The sequence below is a fragment of the Methylococcus capsulatus str. Texas = ATCC 19069 genome (assembly GCF_000424685.1).
Taxonomy (GTDB): domain Bacteria; phylum Pseudomonadota; class Gammaproteobacteria; order Methylococcales; family Methylococcaceae; genus Methylococcus; species Methylococcus capsulatus.
The window spans coordinates 65,389-81,259 of record NZ_AUKJ01000023.1; the positions used below are offsets into that span (position 1 = coordinate 65,389).

The following is a 15,871-nucleotide window of genomic DNA, read 5'->3' on the forward strand; positions in this document are numbered from 1 at the left end:
CATGCACATGACGACTTGGGATGACAAGACGCTGAGCGAGCGTTGCGAGGCGATCTTCCGGGGTGCGGGGGATGCGCTGGAATGGGTGGCGGAGGTGCGCACCAACGCCCAGCGGCTGGACCGGGAGGGCGACGGTCTGATCGAGAAGCTCCGGCGTTCGCGCAACCAGTGCCGGCGCCTGGGCGCTGCGGCCAAGCGTCCGTTTTCCGCCGGGGTGTTCGGCATGTCGCAGGCCGGCAAGTCGTACCTGATTTCCACCCTGGCGCGTTCCGCCGAGGGCGATCTGCAGACGCTGCTGGACGGCAGGCGGGTCGATTTCATCGGCCATCTGAATCCGCCCGGCGGCGGCAAGGAGGCGACGGGGCTGGTGACGCGCTTCACCCGCAAGCCCAGCGCCGCGCCGCAGGGATTCCCGGTCGAGCTGACCCTGTTTTCCGAGGCCGATATCGCCAAGATCCTGGGCAACAGCTTCTTCAACGACTTCGACCGGGAGCGGGTGAGCTTCGACACCGATCCGGAAAAACTCCGCGCCCTGCTGGGGCGGCTGGAACCCTTGGCCCAGCCCGAGCCGACCGGGGGCCTGAGCGCCGACGAGATCATCGATCTCATCGATTACTTCGAGCGCCGCTTCGAGAAATCCTTCGCGCCCTTGCGCGCCGACTACTGGCCCAGGGTGATCGAACTCGCGCCGCGGCTGCGGACCGAGCACCGGGCGGAACTGCTGTCGGTGCTGTGGGGCGGAATTCCCGACCTGACCCGCGCCTATCGCCTGCTGGCCGAGGCCCTGGCGCGGATGTCGCACGCCGGCACCGTGTTCGTGCCGCTGGCCGCGCTGGTGTCCGAGACCGGGGGCGAGCCGGCCTGGCGGGCGGACAGCATCCTCAACGTGGATGTGCTGGACGGACTCGGCAAGGAAGGCGGCGAAAGCCTGAAGGTCCTGCCCCAGCGTGAGGGCCAGGTCTTGGCCGAGGCAGAGGTGTCGCGTCCGGTGCTGGCGGCGCTGACGGCGGAGCTGCGCTTCGTGCTGGCCGATGCCCCGGCGATCGGCCTGCTGGAAGAGGTCGATCTGCTGGACTTCCCCGGCTACCGCGGCCGGCTGGACATCGCCGACCTGGAGGAGGTGCGCAAGCGGCTCAAGCGCGAGGACGCCGACCCGGCGGCGCAGCTCATGCTGCGGGCCAAGGTCGCCTATCTGTTCGAGCGCTACACCGAAGACCAGGAGATGAACGTGCTCCTGATGTGCACCCGCTGCGACAGCCAGATCGAGGTCACCTCGCTGGCGCCGGCCCTGTCCGCCTGGGTCCACGCTACGCAGGGCGAGACGCCGGCCGACCGCGGCACCCGTCCGCCCGGACTGGTCTGGGTGGTCACCCAGCTCGACCGCCGGCTGGAAGCCAAGCCGGGCCAGACCGCCGCCCAGCAGCAACAGGAATGGGCCAACATGGTCCACATCACGCTGCTGGAGCGTTTCTCCCAGTGCGACTGGCTGCACGAATGGAGCGAGGGCAAGCCGTTCGACAACGTCTTCATGGTGCGCAAGCCCGGCATGCTGCGCAGCGCGTTCAAGGTCGATGCCGATGGGGTGGAAACCGATTTCCTGTCGGAGGAGGAGCGCCAAAGGCTGGCCGGGCAGCGCGAGTTTTTCGTGGGTAACGAATCGGTGCAGCGCCATGTCCGCGATGCCGGCGCGGCCTGGGATGCGGTGCTGGGCGTCAATGACGGCGGCATGACCCGGCTGGCCGAATATCTGCGCACCGTTTGTCTGCGCGAAACGAAATGGAACCGGATCGGCGAGCAGCTGGTCAAGATCCAGCAGGAAATCGGCGAACACCGGCTGCTGCCGTATTTCCAGGCCGAGGGTGCGAGTGAGGTCGAAAGGAAGAAGCGCTGTGCCGAACGGTTCTACCAGGCGGTGGTCGAGTCCCCGGACGGCTTCGGCGAATTGCTCCATCGCCTGCATCCCGCTGCGGAGCAGCTGCGGCGGCTGTACCTCACCGCGGACGACGCCGGCGGGAAGGGCGAAGCCGAGACTGCCAAACCCGCCCCGGCACGCCGCGGCCTCATCAACCTGCCCGTGGCGAAAACCGCCGGGCCGGTGCCGGAGCGTGGCGGGCGCGCAGAGAATTTCGCCAGAGCGGTGATATCGGCCTGGATACTTCAGCTCCGGGCTTTGCCGGAGCAGGCCGACTTGCTACGCTATTTGGGGCTGGGCGAGGAGGCAGTGCGTATCGTCAGTGACGAACTGGTCACCGGCGGTGATCGGCTGCAACTCGAGCGGAAACTGGTGGAAGCGTTGCGTCCGCTGGAAGAGATGCGGGGTACCACCCGCATCGGCATCGTCGATCAGCAGGTGATGGTGGTGCGGCGGGTCATCGGCGAATTCGTCGACCTGCTGGGACTGGGCGAGACGCCGGTTGCGGCCCGGCCGGAATCGCCGATGGGTGGGCGCCGACTGTTCGAACCGCCGGCGGCGATCGCGGCGGCCGTCTTGCCTCGGCTCAGCGTGGAAGAGCTGAATTATCCGGCAGCCTTCATCGTCGATTGGTTGGAAGCCTTCCGCAGACTGGCGTTGGACAATGCCGGGCATAGCGCCGGCCGCGAGATCACGCCCGAACAGAATCTGCGTCTGGGCGAAATCCTGGCGACCCTCGGCGTCGTAGCCGGGCATCGAGAGAGACGGTGATCACGATCAGGTGCGAACTGGTCAACGACCCGGGTAGGGGTCCCGGCCATGGGCTGATCCGCATCGGCGGGCTGGAGCAAACCGCAGGCCGGCTGGAATTCTGTCTGGAGCGTAACCAGGGCTCGGCGCCTTTTCTGGGGCCGGACGGGACTTGGCAGGCTCAGGAATTCTGGCATGGGGTGGGCTCGGAGGCTGGGTCCGATTCTGCGGTTGCAGGCACTCATCCCCAACCCTTCTCCCAGGGGGAGAAGGGAGCCGATCCCTCTTCTTTTTCCACGGTTCGGGAAATGGCAGCCGAAGCCCGGTCTTCGCATCCTTTTCCCTCTGGGACAAAACCGCCGGGAGCGGTTCTGGTTGAGCAGAGCTCACCCGAAGGGTTTCGGGCAGGATGGCCCGAAAACGAAAAGTGGCCCGAAGGGCCCGATGAGGGTGAAAAACCGCATGGCGCCGATACGCCATCCATGGGCAAGGGGACCCTCCAGTCCATCCCCCGCCAAATCCCGGTCGGCCCCGAAATCGTCGACCCCATCGTCAGCCAGCCCCCCAGCGTGGTGTTCCGCCTGACCCTGTCGGCGGACGGCGCCCGCTACCCTTGCGTCCTGCGGATTCAGCGGCCTTTGCTCGGTTCCGGCGCATATTTCGAGGCCAAGCCGGCTCCCGCGCCCCAAGCGGAGCCTGAACCGGTCCTGGAGCCCGTGCCGGTTCCCGAACCCGAGCCGATTCCTGCGCCGGCACCGTCGCCCGAGCCGGTTCCGCCGCCTGTGCCCCGTCCGTCGCGCGGCCTCTGGCTCGGATTCGCCCTGCTACTGGCGCTGGCCGGCGCGGGGGCCTGGGCCTGGTGGGACTGCCGCATACCGGCGCTGCCGGGACCGCAGTGTCAAACCGCCGCGCCGAAGACGGAGCAGAACGCCGAGGCGCAGCCTGTTTCACCTCCCCAGCATTGCACCGGCCTCAGCACCGAGGATTGCCTGGCGGCGGCGCAGAAGAGTCTGGCCGCACGCCAGCCGGATGCTGCCCGCCAGTTGTTCCAGGAAGCCGCCGAGCTCGGGGCACCCAAGGCCTATATCGAGCTGGGACGGATGTACGATCCGGACACCTGGTCCGCCGAAACCAGCCCCGCGGCGAACGCCGACTGGGAGACCGCGGCTTACTGGTACGACGAGGCGGCCCGCACCGGAGACCGGGACGGCAGGCTGGGGGCGGGGCGCCTGTATTGCCGTAATACCCAGGACCCGGCCTTCCTGTCCCACGCCCTGGAACTGTTGAGGAAGGCCGTCGCGGAAGCGCCGGGTGATGCGGCGGCGGAGGCAGTGTTGAAGGAATGCGAGGAGAAGGCGAAATGAAACTGCGCTTGAGGGTATTCGGTTTCGTCACCGTTCTGTTCATGGCGCCGGCCTTCGGCGCCGAGCCCCTGCTGATGCCCGGCAAGAAGACCCTTTTCCAGCGCGTTCTGACCCGCCCCGGCGCCCGCATCGTGCCCGATCCCGGAAAGACCGAGGGGAAGCCCGCGGCGGCGCTCTCGCGCTACTATGTCTACGAGCGGGAAACCCTGGACGGCAGGGAATGGCTGCAGGTCGGCGGCGATTCCCGCGGCAGGATCGACGGTTGGCTGGACGCCGCCCAGAGCGTGCCGTGGAACCAGCAGCTGACGCTGGCGTTCACGAATCCGGCCAACCGTTCCAGGGCGCTGCTGTTCGAGAAGAAGGAGGGCGTGCTGGAGGTGCTCAAGTCTGCCGATCCCGGTGCCATGGCCGCCTCCATCCTGAAGACGGTGGATTCCGGCACGCCCGATCCTCGGCTGATTTCGGTGGAACCCCAGGAATACGTCGATCCGGCCAAGAAGTTCTACCTGCTGCCCATACTGCAGGCGGAGGAGCTGACCTCGCCGCGCAACGTGCGGGTGTTGGAGGTCGCCTCGGTCACCGCCAAGCGTGGCGAATCCTCGCCCGCGGAAACCCGGCGCGAGGTCCCGGACGCGCCTTCGGTGCTGCGCAATTTCAGCGCCGCGGTGGTGTTCGTGATCGATTCGACCATATCCATGGGGCCCTACATCGACCGTACCCGGGAGGCGGTGCGCCGGGTCTACACCAGGATCGAGAAAGCCGGCCTGGCGGATCAGGTGCGCTTCGGGCTGGTCGCCTTCCGTTCCAGCACCCAGGCCGTGCCGGGGCTGGAATACGTCTCCAAGGTCTACGCCGACCCCAGCGAAGTGAAGACCGGCAAGGACTTTCTCGCCAAGGTCGCGAGCCTCAGCCCGGCCAAGGTGTCGAGCTCCACCTTCGACGAGGACAGCTATGCCGGAATCATGACCGCGCTGCAAAAGATCAAATGGAGCGGATTCGGCGGGCGTTATGTGGTCCTCATCACCGATGCCGGCGCCATCGACGGCAACGATCCGCTGTCCCAGACCAAGCTGGGGGCGGACCAGGTCCGCATCGAGGCCGAACAGCTCGGCGTGGCCTTGTTCGGTCTGCATCTGAAGACGCCCGCCGGCAAGGCCGACCATGCGAAAGCCTCGGCGCAATACAAGGTGCTGACCCAGAACCAGGTCGCCGGCCGGCCGTTGTATTACGACGTCGAATCCGGCGACGTGGGCAGGTTCGGGAAGATCGTCGATTCGCTGGCCGACACCATGGCCAAGCTGGTGGAAGGGGCCTCGCAGGGCCGGATGGTGGCCGGCAGTGTGCGCACCGCGGCGGGCGCCAAACCGAAGGACGAGAGCGAACGGATCACCAGCGACGCCCTGCTGCTGGGCCACGCGATGCAGCTGGCCTATCTCGGCCGGGAGAAGGGCACGCAGGCGCCCGATCTGTTCCAGGCCTGGCTGTGCGACCGCGACTACGCCCATCCCGAGCTGGCCGCCACCGAAGTGCGGGTGCTGCTGACCAAGAACGAACTGAGCAATCTCAGCCAGACCGTCAAGCTCATCCTCGACCAGGGCGAGAAGTCGCAGGAAACCACCGGCACGGCCGCCTTCTTCGATCTGCTGCGGTCCTCGGCCGCGCATCTGGTGCGCGATCCCGCCAAGCTGGCCGACCCCAAGGCCCGCAAGCTGGCCGAACTGGGCCTGCTCGGCGAATACCTGGAAGGCTTGCCGTACAAGAGCGCGGTGATGAACCTGACTTCCGATCAATGGGAGCAATGGAGCCAGCGGCAGCAGGAGGACTTCCTCGACGGCCTCCGCCGCAAGCTGCGGCATTACCAGATCTACCACGACGACGCCGACCGCTGGGTGATGCTGGACGGCTCGAACGACCCCAGCGAAGCGGTCTATCCGGTGCCTATCGGCGCCTTGCCGTGACCTCCCTGCTGGAACTCGCGGGCGTGGAACGGCGCCGGGGCGAAGGCGAGGGGGCTTTCACGCTGGAGGTCGGGGAATTGTCCCTGCGTGCAGGCGACTGTCTGGCCGTCACCGGCCCCAGCGGCTCCGGCAAGAGTACCTTGCTCGACCTGCTGGGGCTGGTGCTGTGCCCGGATCGGGCAGAGGTGTTCCGGTTTCTCGATCGAGACGTGGCCGCGCTATGGCGGTCCGGCGGAGACGGTGGGCTCGCCGCCCTGCGCTCGAGGCACCTGGGGTATGTCCTGCAGACTGGCGGTCTGCTGCCTTTCCTCGACTTGCGGGAGAACGTCGAGCTGTCGCGCCGCCTGCTGGGATTGGGGCCTGACTCGTTGACCGGCGAGCTGCTGGCTCGCCTGGGACTGACACACCTCAAGGCCAAAAAACCCCGCGCCCTTTCGGTCGGTGAGCGCCAGCGGGCCGCCATCGCTCGCGCCTTCGCCCACCGGCCCGCCCTGGTGCTGGCGGACGAACCCACCGCCGCGCTCGATCCATCCCTGGCCCTGGAAGTCTGCCGCCTGATGCGGGAGCTGGCGGCGGAATTCGGCATCGCCCTGGTGATCGTTTCCCACGACTGGGCGCTGGTTCGCCGGCTGGGACTGCCGGAGCTCCGGGTCATCCCGCAAGCCGGCACTTCAGGATGCCGCAGCCGCCTGGAATGGGTGAGCGATGCGTGATGCCGTGCGCCAATTGCGCAGTGTCGCCGAGCTTGCCGGGCGAGACCTGCTCCACGAATGGCGGGCCTCGCTCTGCCTGGCGCTGGCGATCGCCGCCGTGCTGGCGCCCCTGCTGGTGCTGTTCGGCCTGAAGTCCGGCATCGTCGATACCCTGACGGCGCGGATGAAATCGGATCCGCGCAACCTCGAGATCGTCTGGCGGCTGAACGGTTCACTGGACCGCGATTGGCTGGAACGGCTGCGCGCGAATCCGCGAGTCGGCTTCGCCGTGCCCAGCACCCGCACCCTCGCCGCCACCCTGGACCTTGCCGCCGCCGACGGGAAGGGTCTGGAGGATGTCGACCTGATGCCTACGGATACGGGCGATCCGCTGTTCGGCGTCGAGGATGCAGTTCCGCAAGGGCTGGGTGAGCTGGCTTTGACCCACGAGGCGGCAGACAAACTCGGCGTTTCGGCCGGCATGAGCGTGGAAGGCGTGGTCTACCGCAATCTCCACCAGCAGCGGCAGGTGTTGAGGCTGTCGCTGCGGGTGAGCGCGGTGCTGGCCGAATCCGTTCATTCCGGCTGGGGTGCGTTCGTGTCCTTACCCCTCTTGGAAGCCCTGGAGCATTACCGCGACGGTTACGCCGTGCCCGAGCTGGGCGTCGCCGACGGGGCGTCTCCCACCTCCGGTGCGTCCCGCTACGCCCGGCTCCGGCTCTATGCGCGCAGTCTGGAAGCCGTGCCGGGGCTGGCCGAATCGCTGCGCGCCCAAGGCTACGACGTTTCCACCCGCAGCAAGGACATCGAACTGGTCAAGAACATCGACCACGCCCTGAGCTTCCTGTTCCGCCTGATCGCCGGAGGCGGGATCGCCGGCTGCGTGCTGTCGCTGGGTGCCAGCCTCTGGGCCAGCGTCGAGCGCAAGCGGCGCGACCTGGCGCTGCTGCGCCTGGTCGGCATCCGCAATACCGTGCTTGCCGGCTTCCCCGCCATCCAGGCCGCAGGCGTCGCCGCGGCTGGAATCGCGCTGGCATTCGCCGCCTATTTCGCGGCAGCCGAGGCGATAAACCGGACCTTCCGGGCGGATCTGAGCCGGGAAGAGTTCGTATGCCGTCTGCTGCCGAATGACGGGGTGACGGCCGCTTTTCTGACCGAAAGCCTGGCCGTTCTGGCTGCACTGATAGCCGTGGCGGCCGTGCTGCGGATCGAACCGGGGGAGAGCCTACGGGAGAACTAGCCGTGCTTCGGCAACACCGGATAGCCGGCCAAATCAAGGACTATTGGCGGCCGGTCCGGCGCGTTAAACTTGGATGCGCCCAGACCGCAAACCCTCTCTCACCGAACCCAAGGGAAGACCCGCCATGACCAGCATCCTGCGTTCATCCACCTCATTCGCGGTTGTAATGATCTTCCTGTCCGCCTGCGCGTCGCAGCCGCTGACCCACTCCGAAAAAGAAACCCGGCGGGCGGAAATCCGCTCGATGGCGAACCAGATGCTGGCGCAGCTTTACCAGAGTTATCCCGAGGCCGAGGCGCGTGTCCGCAATTCTGCCGGTTACGCGGTATTCAGCGATTTCGGCATGAAGATCCTCTTTGGCGGCGGTTCGCACGGCGAAGGAGTCGCGATCAACAATGCGAACCAGAAGGCGACCTACATGAAGATGTTGGAGCTGTCGCCTGGTCTGGGCTTCGGGGCCCAGAAGTTCCGCGCGGTGTTCCTGTTCGATACGCGGGAGTCTTTCGACAAGTTCGTGAATTCCGGCTGGGAGTTCGGCGGAAATACCGAAGCCGCTTTGCAGACCACTACGCAGGGGGCGGGCGGTCGCTTAGGGGTTACAGTATCGCCGGGCGTGACGATGTACCACATCAGCGAAGCCGGCGCCATCGTCGGCATCAGCCTCGCCGGCGCCAAGTATTACAAGAATGACGAATTGAACAACTGATCCCCGACCGGGAAGGGGAGCGGCGGGAGGCCTTGCTCCAGCGCCTCTTCCCATCGGCCCACACTGCCGCGGCCACGTTATTGCCGGACATGTTGGCCGCACCGTGCCCCTGTCCAGCACCTGGTCGATCCCCGGCAGCAGGAGCGGACCTTCCGCTGGAGACCGACGGACACTGGTGCCCATTCATGATGGCGAACTACCGGAGGAAGCGGCAGAGACAGCTGCTCCGCCTCAGTTCTCCGCCTCGTGTATGGCCTCGTCCTGATTTCTCGCCAGGTCGGCGTCGAGAAAAGCCCCGCATTCGGGCACTTCCATGCGAAATTGGGAGGTGACATCGATGTCTACGACGGCCTCGCGCATGCTGAAATCCAGCACGTGGCCACCCAGGGTTTCGGCCTTGTCCAGGAAATGCACGTGGTAGCCGGCGACGTTGACGCCCTGGGTGTAGTCGGGAAAACGGAAGCCGACCAGGGTGCCCTCGAGACGTCCGTATTCGAATTCGGGCTGCCGGCGGGCGACTTCGACCAGCGGCGGGTAGGGCTTGCGCTGGCGCGGAACGGTCCGGACCCGGATGTGATCAAAATAGGCCCGCACCCGGATCGCATAGAAGACGTTCTTGCTCGGCACGGCCTTGTCGACGGCGGCCTGGAACTGTTTCCAGTCGATCGGGTCGGGCCAGACGACCTGCACGGTCGGGTCGAACAGGGTCACCACGGCGAACGGCGTCTTGGCCGTAGGCGGGACGGGATAGGCCTTGCCGTCCGATTTGATCTGGAAGAACCGTCCGCCAAGGGCGATCATCTCGCCATCCAGTGCGTTGAAGGTGCCCAGGCCGAAGTCGCCGTGCCTGGCCAGTTCGCCGTAGGTGGTATCGCCGTCGTAAACGCCTTCCATCAGCGCGCCTATGGTGGAGGCCTGGAACACCTCGTGATCCTCATGGCCGAGCGGATGGAACAAATCGCCTTTCTGCTGGTGGGTGCGGAATGCCTGGATGAAGATGTCGTCGATGGCCACGGACGTCTCCTCTCAAGAGTCAGTGCTGCGCCGAGGCGTCGATCGCCTCGACCAGGTGGACGTTGTCGCTGTAGTCGATGGGCACTTCGATCAGCACCGGCGCGTCGGCCGCGAGCGCCCGGTTCAGCACAGGGACGATCCCGTCCGCGGACTCGATCCGGTACCCGATCGCGCCGAAGGCCTCCGCCAGTTTGACGAAGTCGGTGGAGCCGAACTCGGCGCCGAAGCTGCGCCCGTAGTCGCGCATCTGCAGGCTGTGGATCAGGTTGTAGCCGCCGTCTTTCCAGACGATGTGCACGATCGGCAGTTTGAGGCGCACCGCGGTTTCCAGTTCCATGCAGGTCATGAGGAAGGAGCCGTCGCCGGATACCGAAACCACTTTCTTGCCGGGCCGGGCCAGGGCCGCGCCGATGGCCCAGGGCAGGGCGACGCCCATGGTCTGGTGGCCCATGCTGAACAGCAGGTGACGCGGGGCGTAGCAGAAGAAGTAGCGGGCCATCCAGATCTCGTGGGCGCCGACGTCGCAGGTCACCGTCGCCTCGTCGTCCAGCGTGGCCCGAAGGTCGTGGATGAAGCGCAAGGGGTGGATCGGCATACCGGTCAGTGCTGCGCCGCGGGCTTGCTCCTCCAGCAGACGCCGCCGCGCCGCGGCGACGGCGGGGCGTCCGGCTCGATCCTCGATCCGGAGCAGGCTGCCGAGCGCGGCCAGGTTGGCGGCGATGTCGCCGACCAGTTCGGCGGCAGGGCGGTAGGCCCGGTCGACGGCGGCGGGCAGGGCATCCAGGTGGATCGCCTGCGACTGCGGTGAGATCCAGGCGGAAGGTTCGTATTCGATCGGGTCGTAGCCGATCGTGAGTACCAGATCGGCTTGGCGCAGCACCTCGTCGCCCGGCTGGTTGAGCACGTAGCCGACCCGGCCGACGAACCGATCGACCAGATCGCGGGACAGGGTGCCGGCGGCTTCGAAGGTCATCGCCACCGGCAGCGGATGCCGCTCCAGGAAACGCCGGACCGCCGCCGCCGCTCCAGGTGTGCTGGCCCGCAATCCGAGCAGGATGGCCGGGGCTTTGGCATCGTTCAGCAGGGACGCCGCGCGTTCGACGACGGCGGCCGGGGCCGTTCCCCAGACGGCGGGTTCGGCCGGCGCCAGGGCCTGCGCGGTGACCGGCGCGGTGAGCATGTCGTTCGGTACCGAGACGTGGACGGCTCCGGCGCACGGCGTCTGCGCGGTGCGGAAGGCGTTGACCAGGATTTCCGATACGGTATTCGGTTCCTCGACCTCGACGCTCCATTTGGTGATCGGCGCGAACAGGCCGACCGAATCCAGGTTCATGTGGCTCTGCTTGAATTGCACGGCCCGCGGCACCTGGCCGGTGATGACGACCAGCGGGTCGCGGTCCTCTGTGGCGGTAGCGACGCCACAGACGGCGTTGATGAGGCCGGGGCCGGAGGTGGTGAGCACCACGCCGGGCCGGCCGGTGATCCGGCCCCAGGACTGGGCCATGAAGGCGGCGCCGGTTTCGTCCCGGCAAACGATGAAGCGCGGGCCGCGGTCGGCCAGCACGTTCAGGACCGGGAGTATCGCGCCGCCGGGCACGCCGAAGACGTATTCGACGCCCAGCGCCTGGAGGGAGTCGACCAGCAGGTCGGCGCCGGTGCGGGGAGGTATCGTTTCACGCATGAGAAAGCCTTTTTTTGGTTTGGAAGTTTAGCAGCCGGTCAGCCGTGCATAAGCCGGGGTCCACATCCGTTCATCCACCATGCGTTCCAGATCGGCATCGCTGGGAGGTGCTGCGACGCCCGCGGCGACGGCCTCCTTCGCGACGGCCAACGCAATGAGGCGGGATACGTTGCGGATGGCGGTCAGGGGCGGGAGCAGGGGGCCGTGCGGGTCGGTGGCCGCGGGGGATGCGTCGGCCAGGGCCTGGGCGGCGGCCATGAACATGCCGGGGGTCACCCGGCGCGCGCCTATGGCGAGGATGCCCAGGCCCAGTCCAGGGAAAATATAGCTGTTGTTGCATTGCGGAATCGGGATCGTGCGTCCCTCCCAGGCGACGTCGGCGAACGGGCTGCCAGTGGCGACCAGGGCACGGCCTTCGGTCCAGGCCAGAATCTGCGCGGGCAGGGCTTCGCAGCGGGAAGTCGGGTTCGACAGCGGCAGTATGATGGGGCGGGGTGTGTAGTCGGCCATCGCCTTGACGATGGATTCGGTGAAAGCCCCGGCCGCGCCGGATACGCCGATCAGCACGCTCGGGCGGGCGTTGTTCACTACCTCGGCCAGGCCGATGGTCCCGGCTCGGTCCACCCGCCAGCCGGCCAGCCGTGCCGCGGGCTGCGCGAAGGCTTGCTGGAACGGCGGCAGGCCGGAAAGCCCCTCGCGCAGCAGGCCGGACCGGTCGATCAGGAAACATCGTGAGCGCGCTTCGGTCTCGGACAAGCCGTCCCGGACCATGGCCGCGCAGATCTGTTCGGCGATGCCGCAGCCGGCCGAGCCCGCGCCGAAGACGGCGACGACCTGATCCCGCAGCCGTGTTCCCGTGACCTTGACTGCGGCCAGCACTGTGCCGGTGGCCACTGCCGCCGTGCCCTGGATGTCGTCGTTGAACGTGCACAGCCGGTCGCGGTAGCGCTCCAGCAGCGGGCCGGCATTGGCCTGGGCGAAGTCTTCCCATTGCAGGAGTACGTTCGGGTAGCGCCGCATCACCGCCTGCACGAAGCGCTCGACGAATTCGTCGTATTCGGTGCCCCGCACCCGCGGGTGGCGCCAGCCCATGTACAGCGGATCGTTCAGGAGGTCCGGGTTGTCCGTGCCGACATCGAGCAATACCGGCAGTGTGCGTGCGGGGTGGATTCCGCCGCAGAGGGTATACAGCGCCAGCTTGCCGATGGGGATGCCCATGCCGCCTGCGCCCTGGTCTCCCAGGCCGAGGATGCGCTCGCCGTCCGTCACCACGATGACGTCGACCTCACGCTGCGCGGTATTGGCCAGCAGCTCGTCGATGTGCTCGCGCTCGGGGTAGGCGATGAACAGTCCGCGCGGATGCCGGTAGATGTGGCTGAACCGCTGGCAGGCCTCGCCCACGGTGGGCGTATAGACGACGGGCATCGTCTCCCCGATGTAATCCTGCATCAGTCGGTAGAACAATACTTCGTTCTCGTCCTGCAAGGCGCGCAGGTAGATGTGGCGTTCCAGGTCGGTGGGCTTGGCGCGAAAGGCCTCGTAGGCGCGTTCGACCTGGGTCTCGAGGGTGTCGACATGCGGCGGCAGCAGACCGAGCAGGCCCAGTTCCCGGCGTTCCTGTTCCGGGAAGGCCGGGCCCTTGTTGAACAACGGGTAATTCAACAGCAGCGGGCCCCTCAAGGGGACCGTCCAGATTTCCCCGCCGGTCTGCGGATCGCGGGTGATTTTGAAGTCGATCATCGAAGAGTCCTCAGCGTGGGCCAATCCGGAGGCTTGCGATCCCGAGATAGATTTCCACCAGGAAGACCAGCAGGGCCAGCATCAGCGCCCCCATGGCCGCGATGAACAGCAGTGCGATCGCGGTGCCCAACTGTGCGTCGGATATGCCGCCGACGAACAGGATGCCGACGACGGTGCAGATCAGGAGCGCACTGATCGTGCAAAGCGTGAGCGCGGCGCCGATCAGCCGGGCGCGGCGCCAGAGAATCCGGAGTTCCACGTGGGCGTGCGGCCGCGTCTTCGGGTCGAGATGTTCCAGGTTGTCCTCGAGCTGGCGCGCCCGGTCGATGCAGCGGGAGAGGCGGACCGTCATCACCGACAGCACCGCCCCGATACTGGTCAAGAGGAACACCGGGGCCACGGCAAGCTGGATGACGTGGGCGACGTCCTCGACGTTGATCAGGAATTGCATCGGCCGTCCTCTAATCCGGGCATACGAGTCCGAGGCCGGGCCGTTCGGTCACCCGGAGCCGGCCATCCTCGAGGATGAAGCCGCCTTCGGCGACGTCGCGGGCCAGGTCGAAGCTGCCGTCCAGGTCCAGGTAGCGGGTGGCCGGGCAGGCGAGGGCGGCGTGCAGGGCGGCGGCGATGCTGATGCGGCTCTCGTCCATGCAGCCCCACATCAGATCGATCCCGGCGGTTTCGGCGATCGTGGCGATACGCCGCGCCGGGGCCAGCCCTCCGCACTTCATGAGCTTGATGTTGAAGATGCCGCAGGCGGCCGGCGGTGCAGCCAAAGCGAAGGCATCGGCGGGGCCCAGCAGGGATTCGTCGGCGGCGATCCGGCGCCGTATCGCTTTCGGGAGCGCCCGCAACCAGTCGGTTCGCCCTGCCGGGAACGGCTGTTCGATGAACTCGATGCCGAGTTCCTGCCCCAGCCGGTCCAGACGGAGCAGGCCGTCGCGATCGTAGCTCTGATTGGGATCGACCCGCACGACGGCCCGCCCGGCCAGCGTTTCGTGCAGCCGGCGCAGGCGTTCGAAGTCTTGCTCCTCGTCGCCGCAAAGCTTGACCTTGAGCACCCGGAAGCCGAGCGCCAGATGTTCGCGCGCCTCGGCCAGCGTTTCTTCGACCGGCTTGATGCCGATCGTGACCGAGGTCGGCAAGCTGTCGTGGGCGCGTCCCAAAATTTCGACCAGGGGCAGGCCGAGACACTGGGCCACCAGATCGTGCAGCGCCATGTCGAGAGCGGCGCGGGCGGCCGGCGCGGCAGGCAGCCGTTCGGCCAGTTCCCGGCACAGCCGCGGCAGGGTCCGGATGTCCCGGCCCATCAGCCACCCGAGACGATCATGATCCAAAGCGGCGTGGCAGGCTTCCAGGGTTTCGCCGGTGACATGCCGTTCGGGCGAGGCGGCGCCCAGTCCGAGCAGTCCGTCGGCGGTCCTGATTTCGACGATGAGGTTGTCGACTTCCTCGATCGAGCGGAATGCGATGCGGTAGGGACGCGTCAGCGGAAAATGTTCGGTCCGCACCTGGATGTCGGCGATCTTCATGCGACTTCCTCCCGTTCCAGCAACGCCCGCAGCGGCGGCAGGAGGTCGGTTACACCGTCTTCCAGCGGGCAGACGACCGGGACGTCCAGGGTCCGGGCCAGCCTGCGCTGCGCTTCCCGCAATCCTTCCGGGCCGGAATCCCGTCCGTTCAGGCTGACACCCAGCACCGGTACGCCGTAGTGTTCGATCAGCCGGATTTCGTCTTCCACGGGAGGAATCCGGAAACGGGATCCCTCAAAGCCGTCGTAATGACGCCGGCCCGGCGCGTGCTGCAGGATGACACCCGCCGCGGCCCCGGACAGCAACAGCTCCGCCCCGCACGGCCCGCTGGGATTGCGCAGGGCGGACTGTCCTTCCAGGATGATGAGGTCGGGCCTGACTTCACGGTAACAGGTCAGGATGGCGTGCTCCAACTCGCCGCTGACGAAATCATTGGGGAGCGCGTCCAGGATGAGGCCGTACCGTCCGCCCTGCATCCAGCCGGTCTGGCCGGTATAGATCATCTCGGTCCTGATGCCGTCCGCATTCAGCGCCTGCGTCAAGAGGCGGGCGGTGGTGCGCTTTCCCAGGGCGCAATCGGTGCCGAGCACCGCGATCCGCGGGGCGGCGACGCCATGGATCTGGCCGGTCCAGAAATGCAGTTCGGCGACCGCTTTGGGCCTGCGCAGGTCGAGGATGCTGGCGCCGTGGCGGGCCGTCTCCGCCGCGATTTCCGGATCGTCGCCGGCGAGGTCGTGCAGGCCGTTGACCAGCGACAGACCGGCTGCCGCGGCTTCGAACAAGGCCGCGCGCAGGGTTTCGGTGAAGCGGCCGCCGTGGGTCGCCATGCCGACGATGGCGACGGCAGGGCGTCTTCGCCCCTGGGCCAGCGCGGCTTCGATCGAGGCGAACACCGGGATGTTCCGCGGCCGTCCGTCGAGCAGGGTGCCGGCGTCGTGGCCGGCGCAGTCCGGATCGATCACGGCGACGATGTCGAAGCGGTCCGTGCCGCGGACCAGGCCATGGGCCACTTTGCCGTGAACGTCTTCGAAACAGCCGTGTGCCAGTATGAGGGCGGGCGACCTCTCCAAACTCGGGTTCCTCCAGTGAGCCTGACGAAGGATACCCATCATATAACGGGATATGGCGCGAATCGGTGAAATCTTGCACCAGGGCCGGCGGCTCCGGAATGCTTGTCATGAATCCTACAAATTCCGCCTGGTACGCCAGGGATGCGCACTGCCGGTACCAAGGCGTTTGCCGCAATGCATTGAATTTACGGGGGATGTCTTGCCTGGCGATG

General features: G+C 67.0%; 12 protein-coding genes. 6 read left to right on the forward strand and 6 right to left on the reverse strand.

The window, feature by feature from the left end; translation table 11 throughout:
• Nucleotides 1-7: 7 nt before the first annotated feature.
• The 6 genes from H156_RS0111230 (at nt 8) to H156_RS0111255 (ending at nt 8,622) form a co-directional block, all read left to right on the forward strand.
• Nucleotides 8-2,683 (forward strand): putative virulence factor, encoded by a 2,676-nt coding sequence (locus H156_RS0111230; protein WP_238536866.1) that lies wholly within the window; start codon nt 8-10, stop codon nt 2,681-2,683.
• A complete protein-coding gene (locus H156_RS0111235; protein ID WP_026045964.1) occupies nt 2,680-4,026 on the forward strand; it encodes a tetratricopeptide repeat protein in 1,347 nt (448 codons plus the stop codon). Before H156_RS0111230 ends, H156_RS0111235 begins: the two co-directional genes overlap by 4 nt.
• Nucleotides 4,023-5,984, forward strand: coding sequence for a vWA domain-containing protein (locus H156_RS0111240; protein WP_017365479.1), 1,962 nt, complete (start codon nt 4,023-4,025; stop codon nt 5,982-5,984). Before H156_RS0111235 ends, H156_RS0111240 begins: the two co-directional genes overlap by 4 nt.
• Entirely contained in the window at nt 5,981-6,697 is a 717-nt protein-coding gene (locus H156_RS16090; RefSeq protein ID WP_017365480.1) for an ABC transporter ATP-binding protein, read from the forward strand. The genes H156_RS0111240 and H156_RS16090 overlap by 4 nt, the downstream gene beginning before the upstream one ends.
• Complete coding sequence (locus tag H156_RS0111250) at nt 6,690-7,916, forward strand: FtsX-like permease family protein (protein ID WP_017365481.1); 1,227 nt, start codon at nt 6,690-6,692, stop codon at nt 7,914-7,916. The genes H156_RS16090 and H156_RS0111250 overlap by 8 nt, the downstream gene beginning before the upstream one ends.
• A 124-nt stretch (nt 7,917-8,040) precedes the next feature.
• Nucleotides 8,041-8,622, forward strand: coding sequence for a lipid-binding SYLF domain-containing protein (locus H156_RS0111255; RefSeq protein ID WP_017365482.1), 582 nt, complete (start codon nt 8,041-8,043; stop codon nt 8,620-8,622).
• A gap of 231 nt (nt 8,623-8,853) precedes the next feature.
• Here the strand turns inward: H156_RS0111255 and budA are convergent, their stop codons facing one another.
• Genes budA through H156_RS0111285 form a run of 6 tightly spaced genes read right to left on the reverse strand, consistent with a single transcriptional unit; the run spans nt 8,854 to nt 15,659 of the window.
• Nucleotides 8,854-9,636 (reverse strand): acetolactate decarboxylase, encoded by a 783-nt coding sequence (gene budA / locus H156_RS0111260; protein WP_017365483.1) that lies wholly within the window; start codon nt 9,634-9,636, stop codon nt 8,854-8,856.
• 19 nt (nt 9,637-9,655) lie between these two features.
• Nucleotides 9,656-11,317, reverse strand: a complete 1,662-nt coding sequence (gene alsS, locus H156_RS0111265) for an acetolactate synthase AlsS (protein ID WP_017365484.1) — start codon at nt 11,315-11,317, stop codon at nt 9,656-9,658.
• 27 nt (nt 11,318-11,344) lie between these two features.
• Complete coding sequence (locus tag H156_RS0111270; RefSeq protein WP_017365485.1) at nt 11,345-13,057, reverse strand: NAD-dependent malic enzyme; 1,713 nt, start codon at nt 13,055-13,057, stop codon at nt 11,345-11,347.
• A gap of 10 nt (nt 13,058-13,067) precedes the next feature.
• Nucleotides 13,068-13,508, reverse strand: a complete 441-nt coding sequence (locus H156_RS0111275; RefSeq protein ID WP_010961087.1) for a DUF2721 domain-containing protein — start codon at nt 13,506-13,508, stop codon at nt 13,068-13,070.
• 10 nt (nt 13,509-13,518) lie between these two features.
• Nucleotides 13,519-14,589 carry a dipeptide epimerase gene (locus H156_RS0111280; RefSeq protein WP_017365486.1) on the reverse strand — a complete coding sequence of 357 codons (1,071 nt, stop codon included), beginning with the start codon at nt 14,587-14,589 and terminating at the stop codon, nt 13,519-13,521.
• Nucleotides 14,586-15,659, reverse strand: a complete 1,074-nt coding sequence (locus H156_RS0111285) for an N-acetyltransferase DgcN family protein (RefSeq protein WP_017365487.1) — start codon at nt 15,657-15,659, stop codon at nt 14,586-14,588. The genes H156_RS0111280 and H156_RS0111285 overlap by 4 nt, the downstream gene beginning before the upstream one ends.
• Nucleotides 15,660-15,871: the final 212 nt, after the last annotated feature.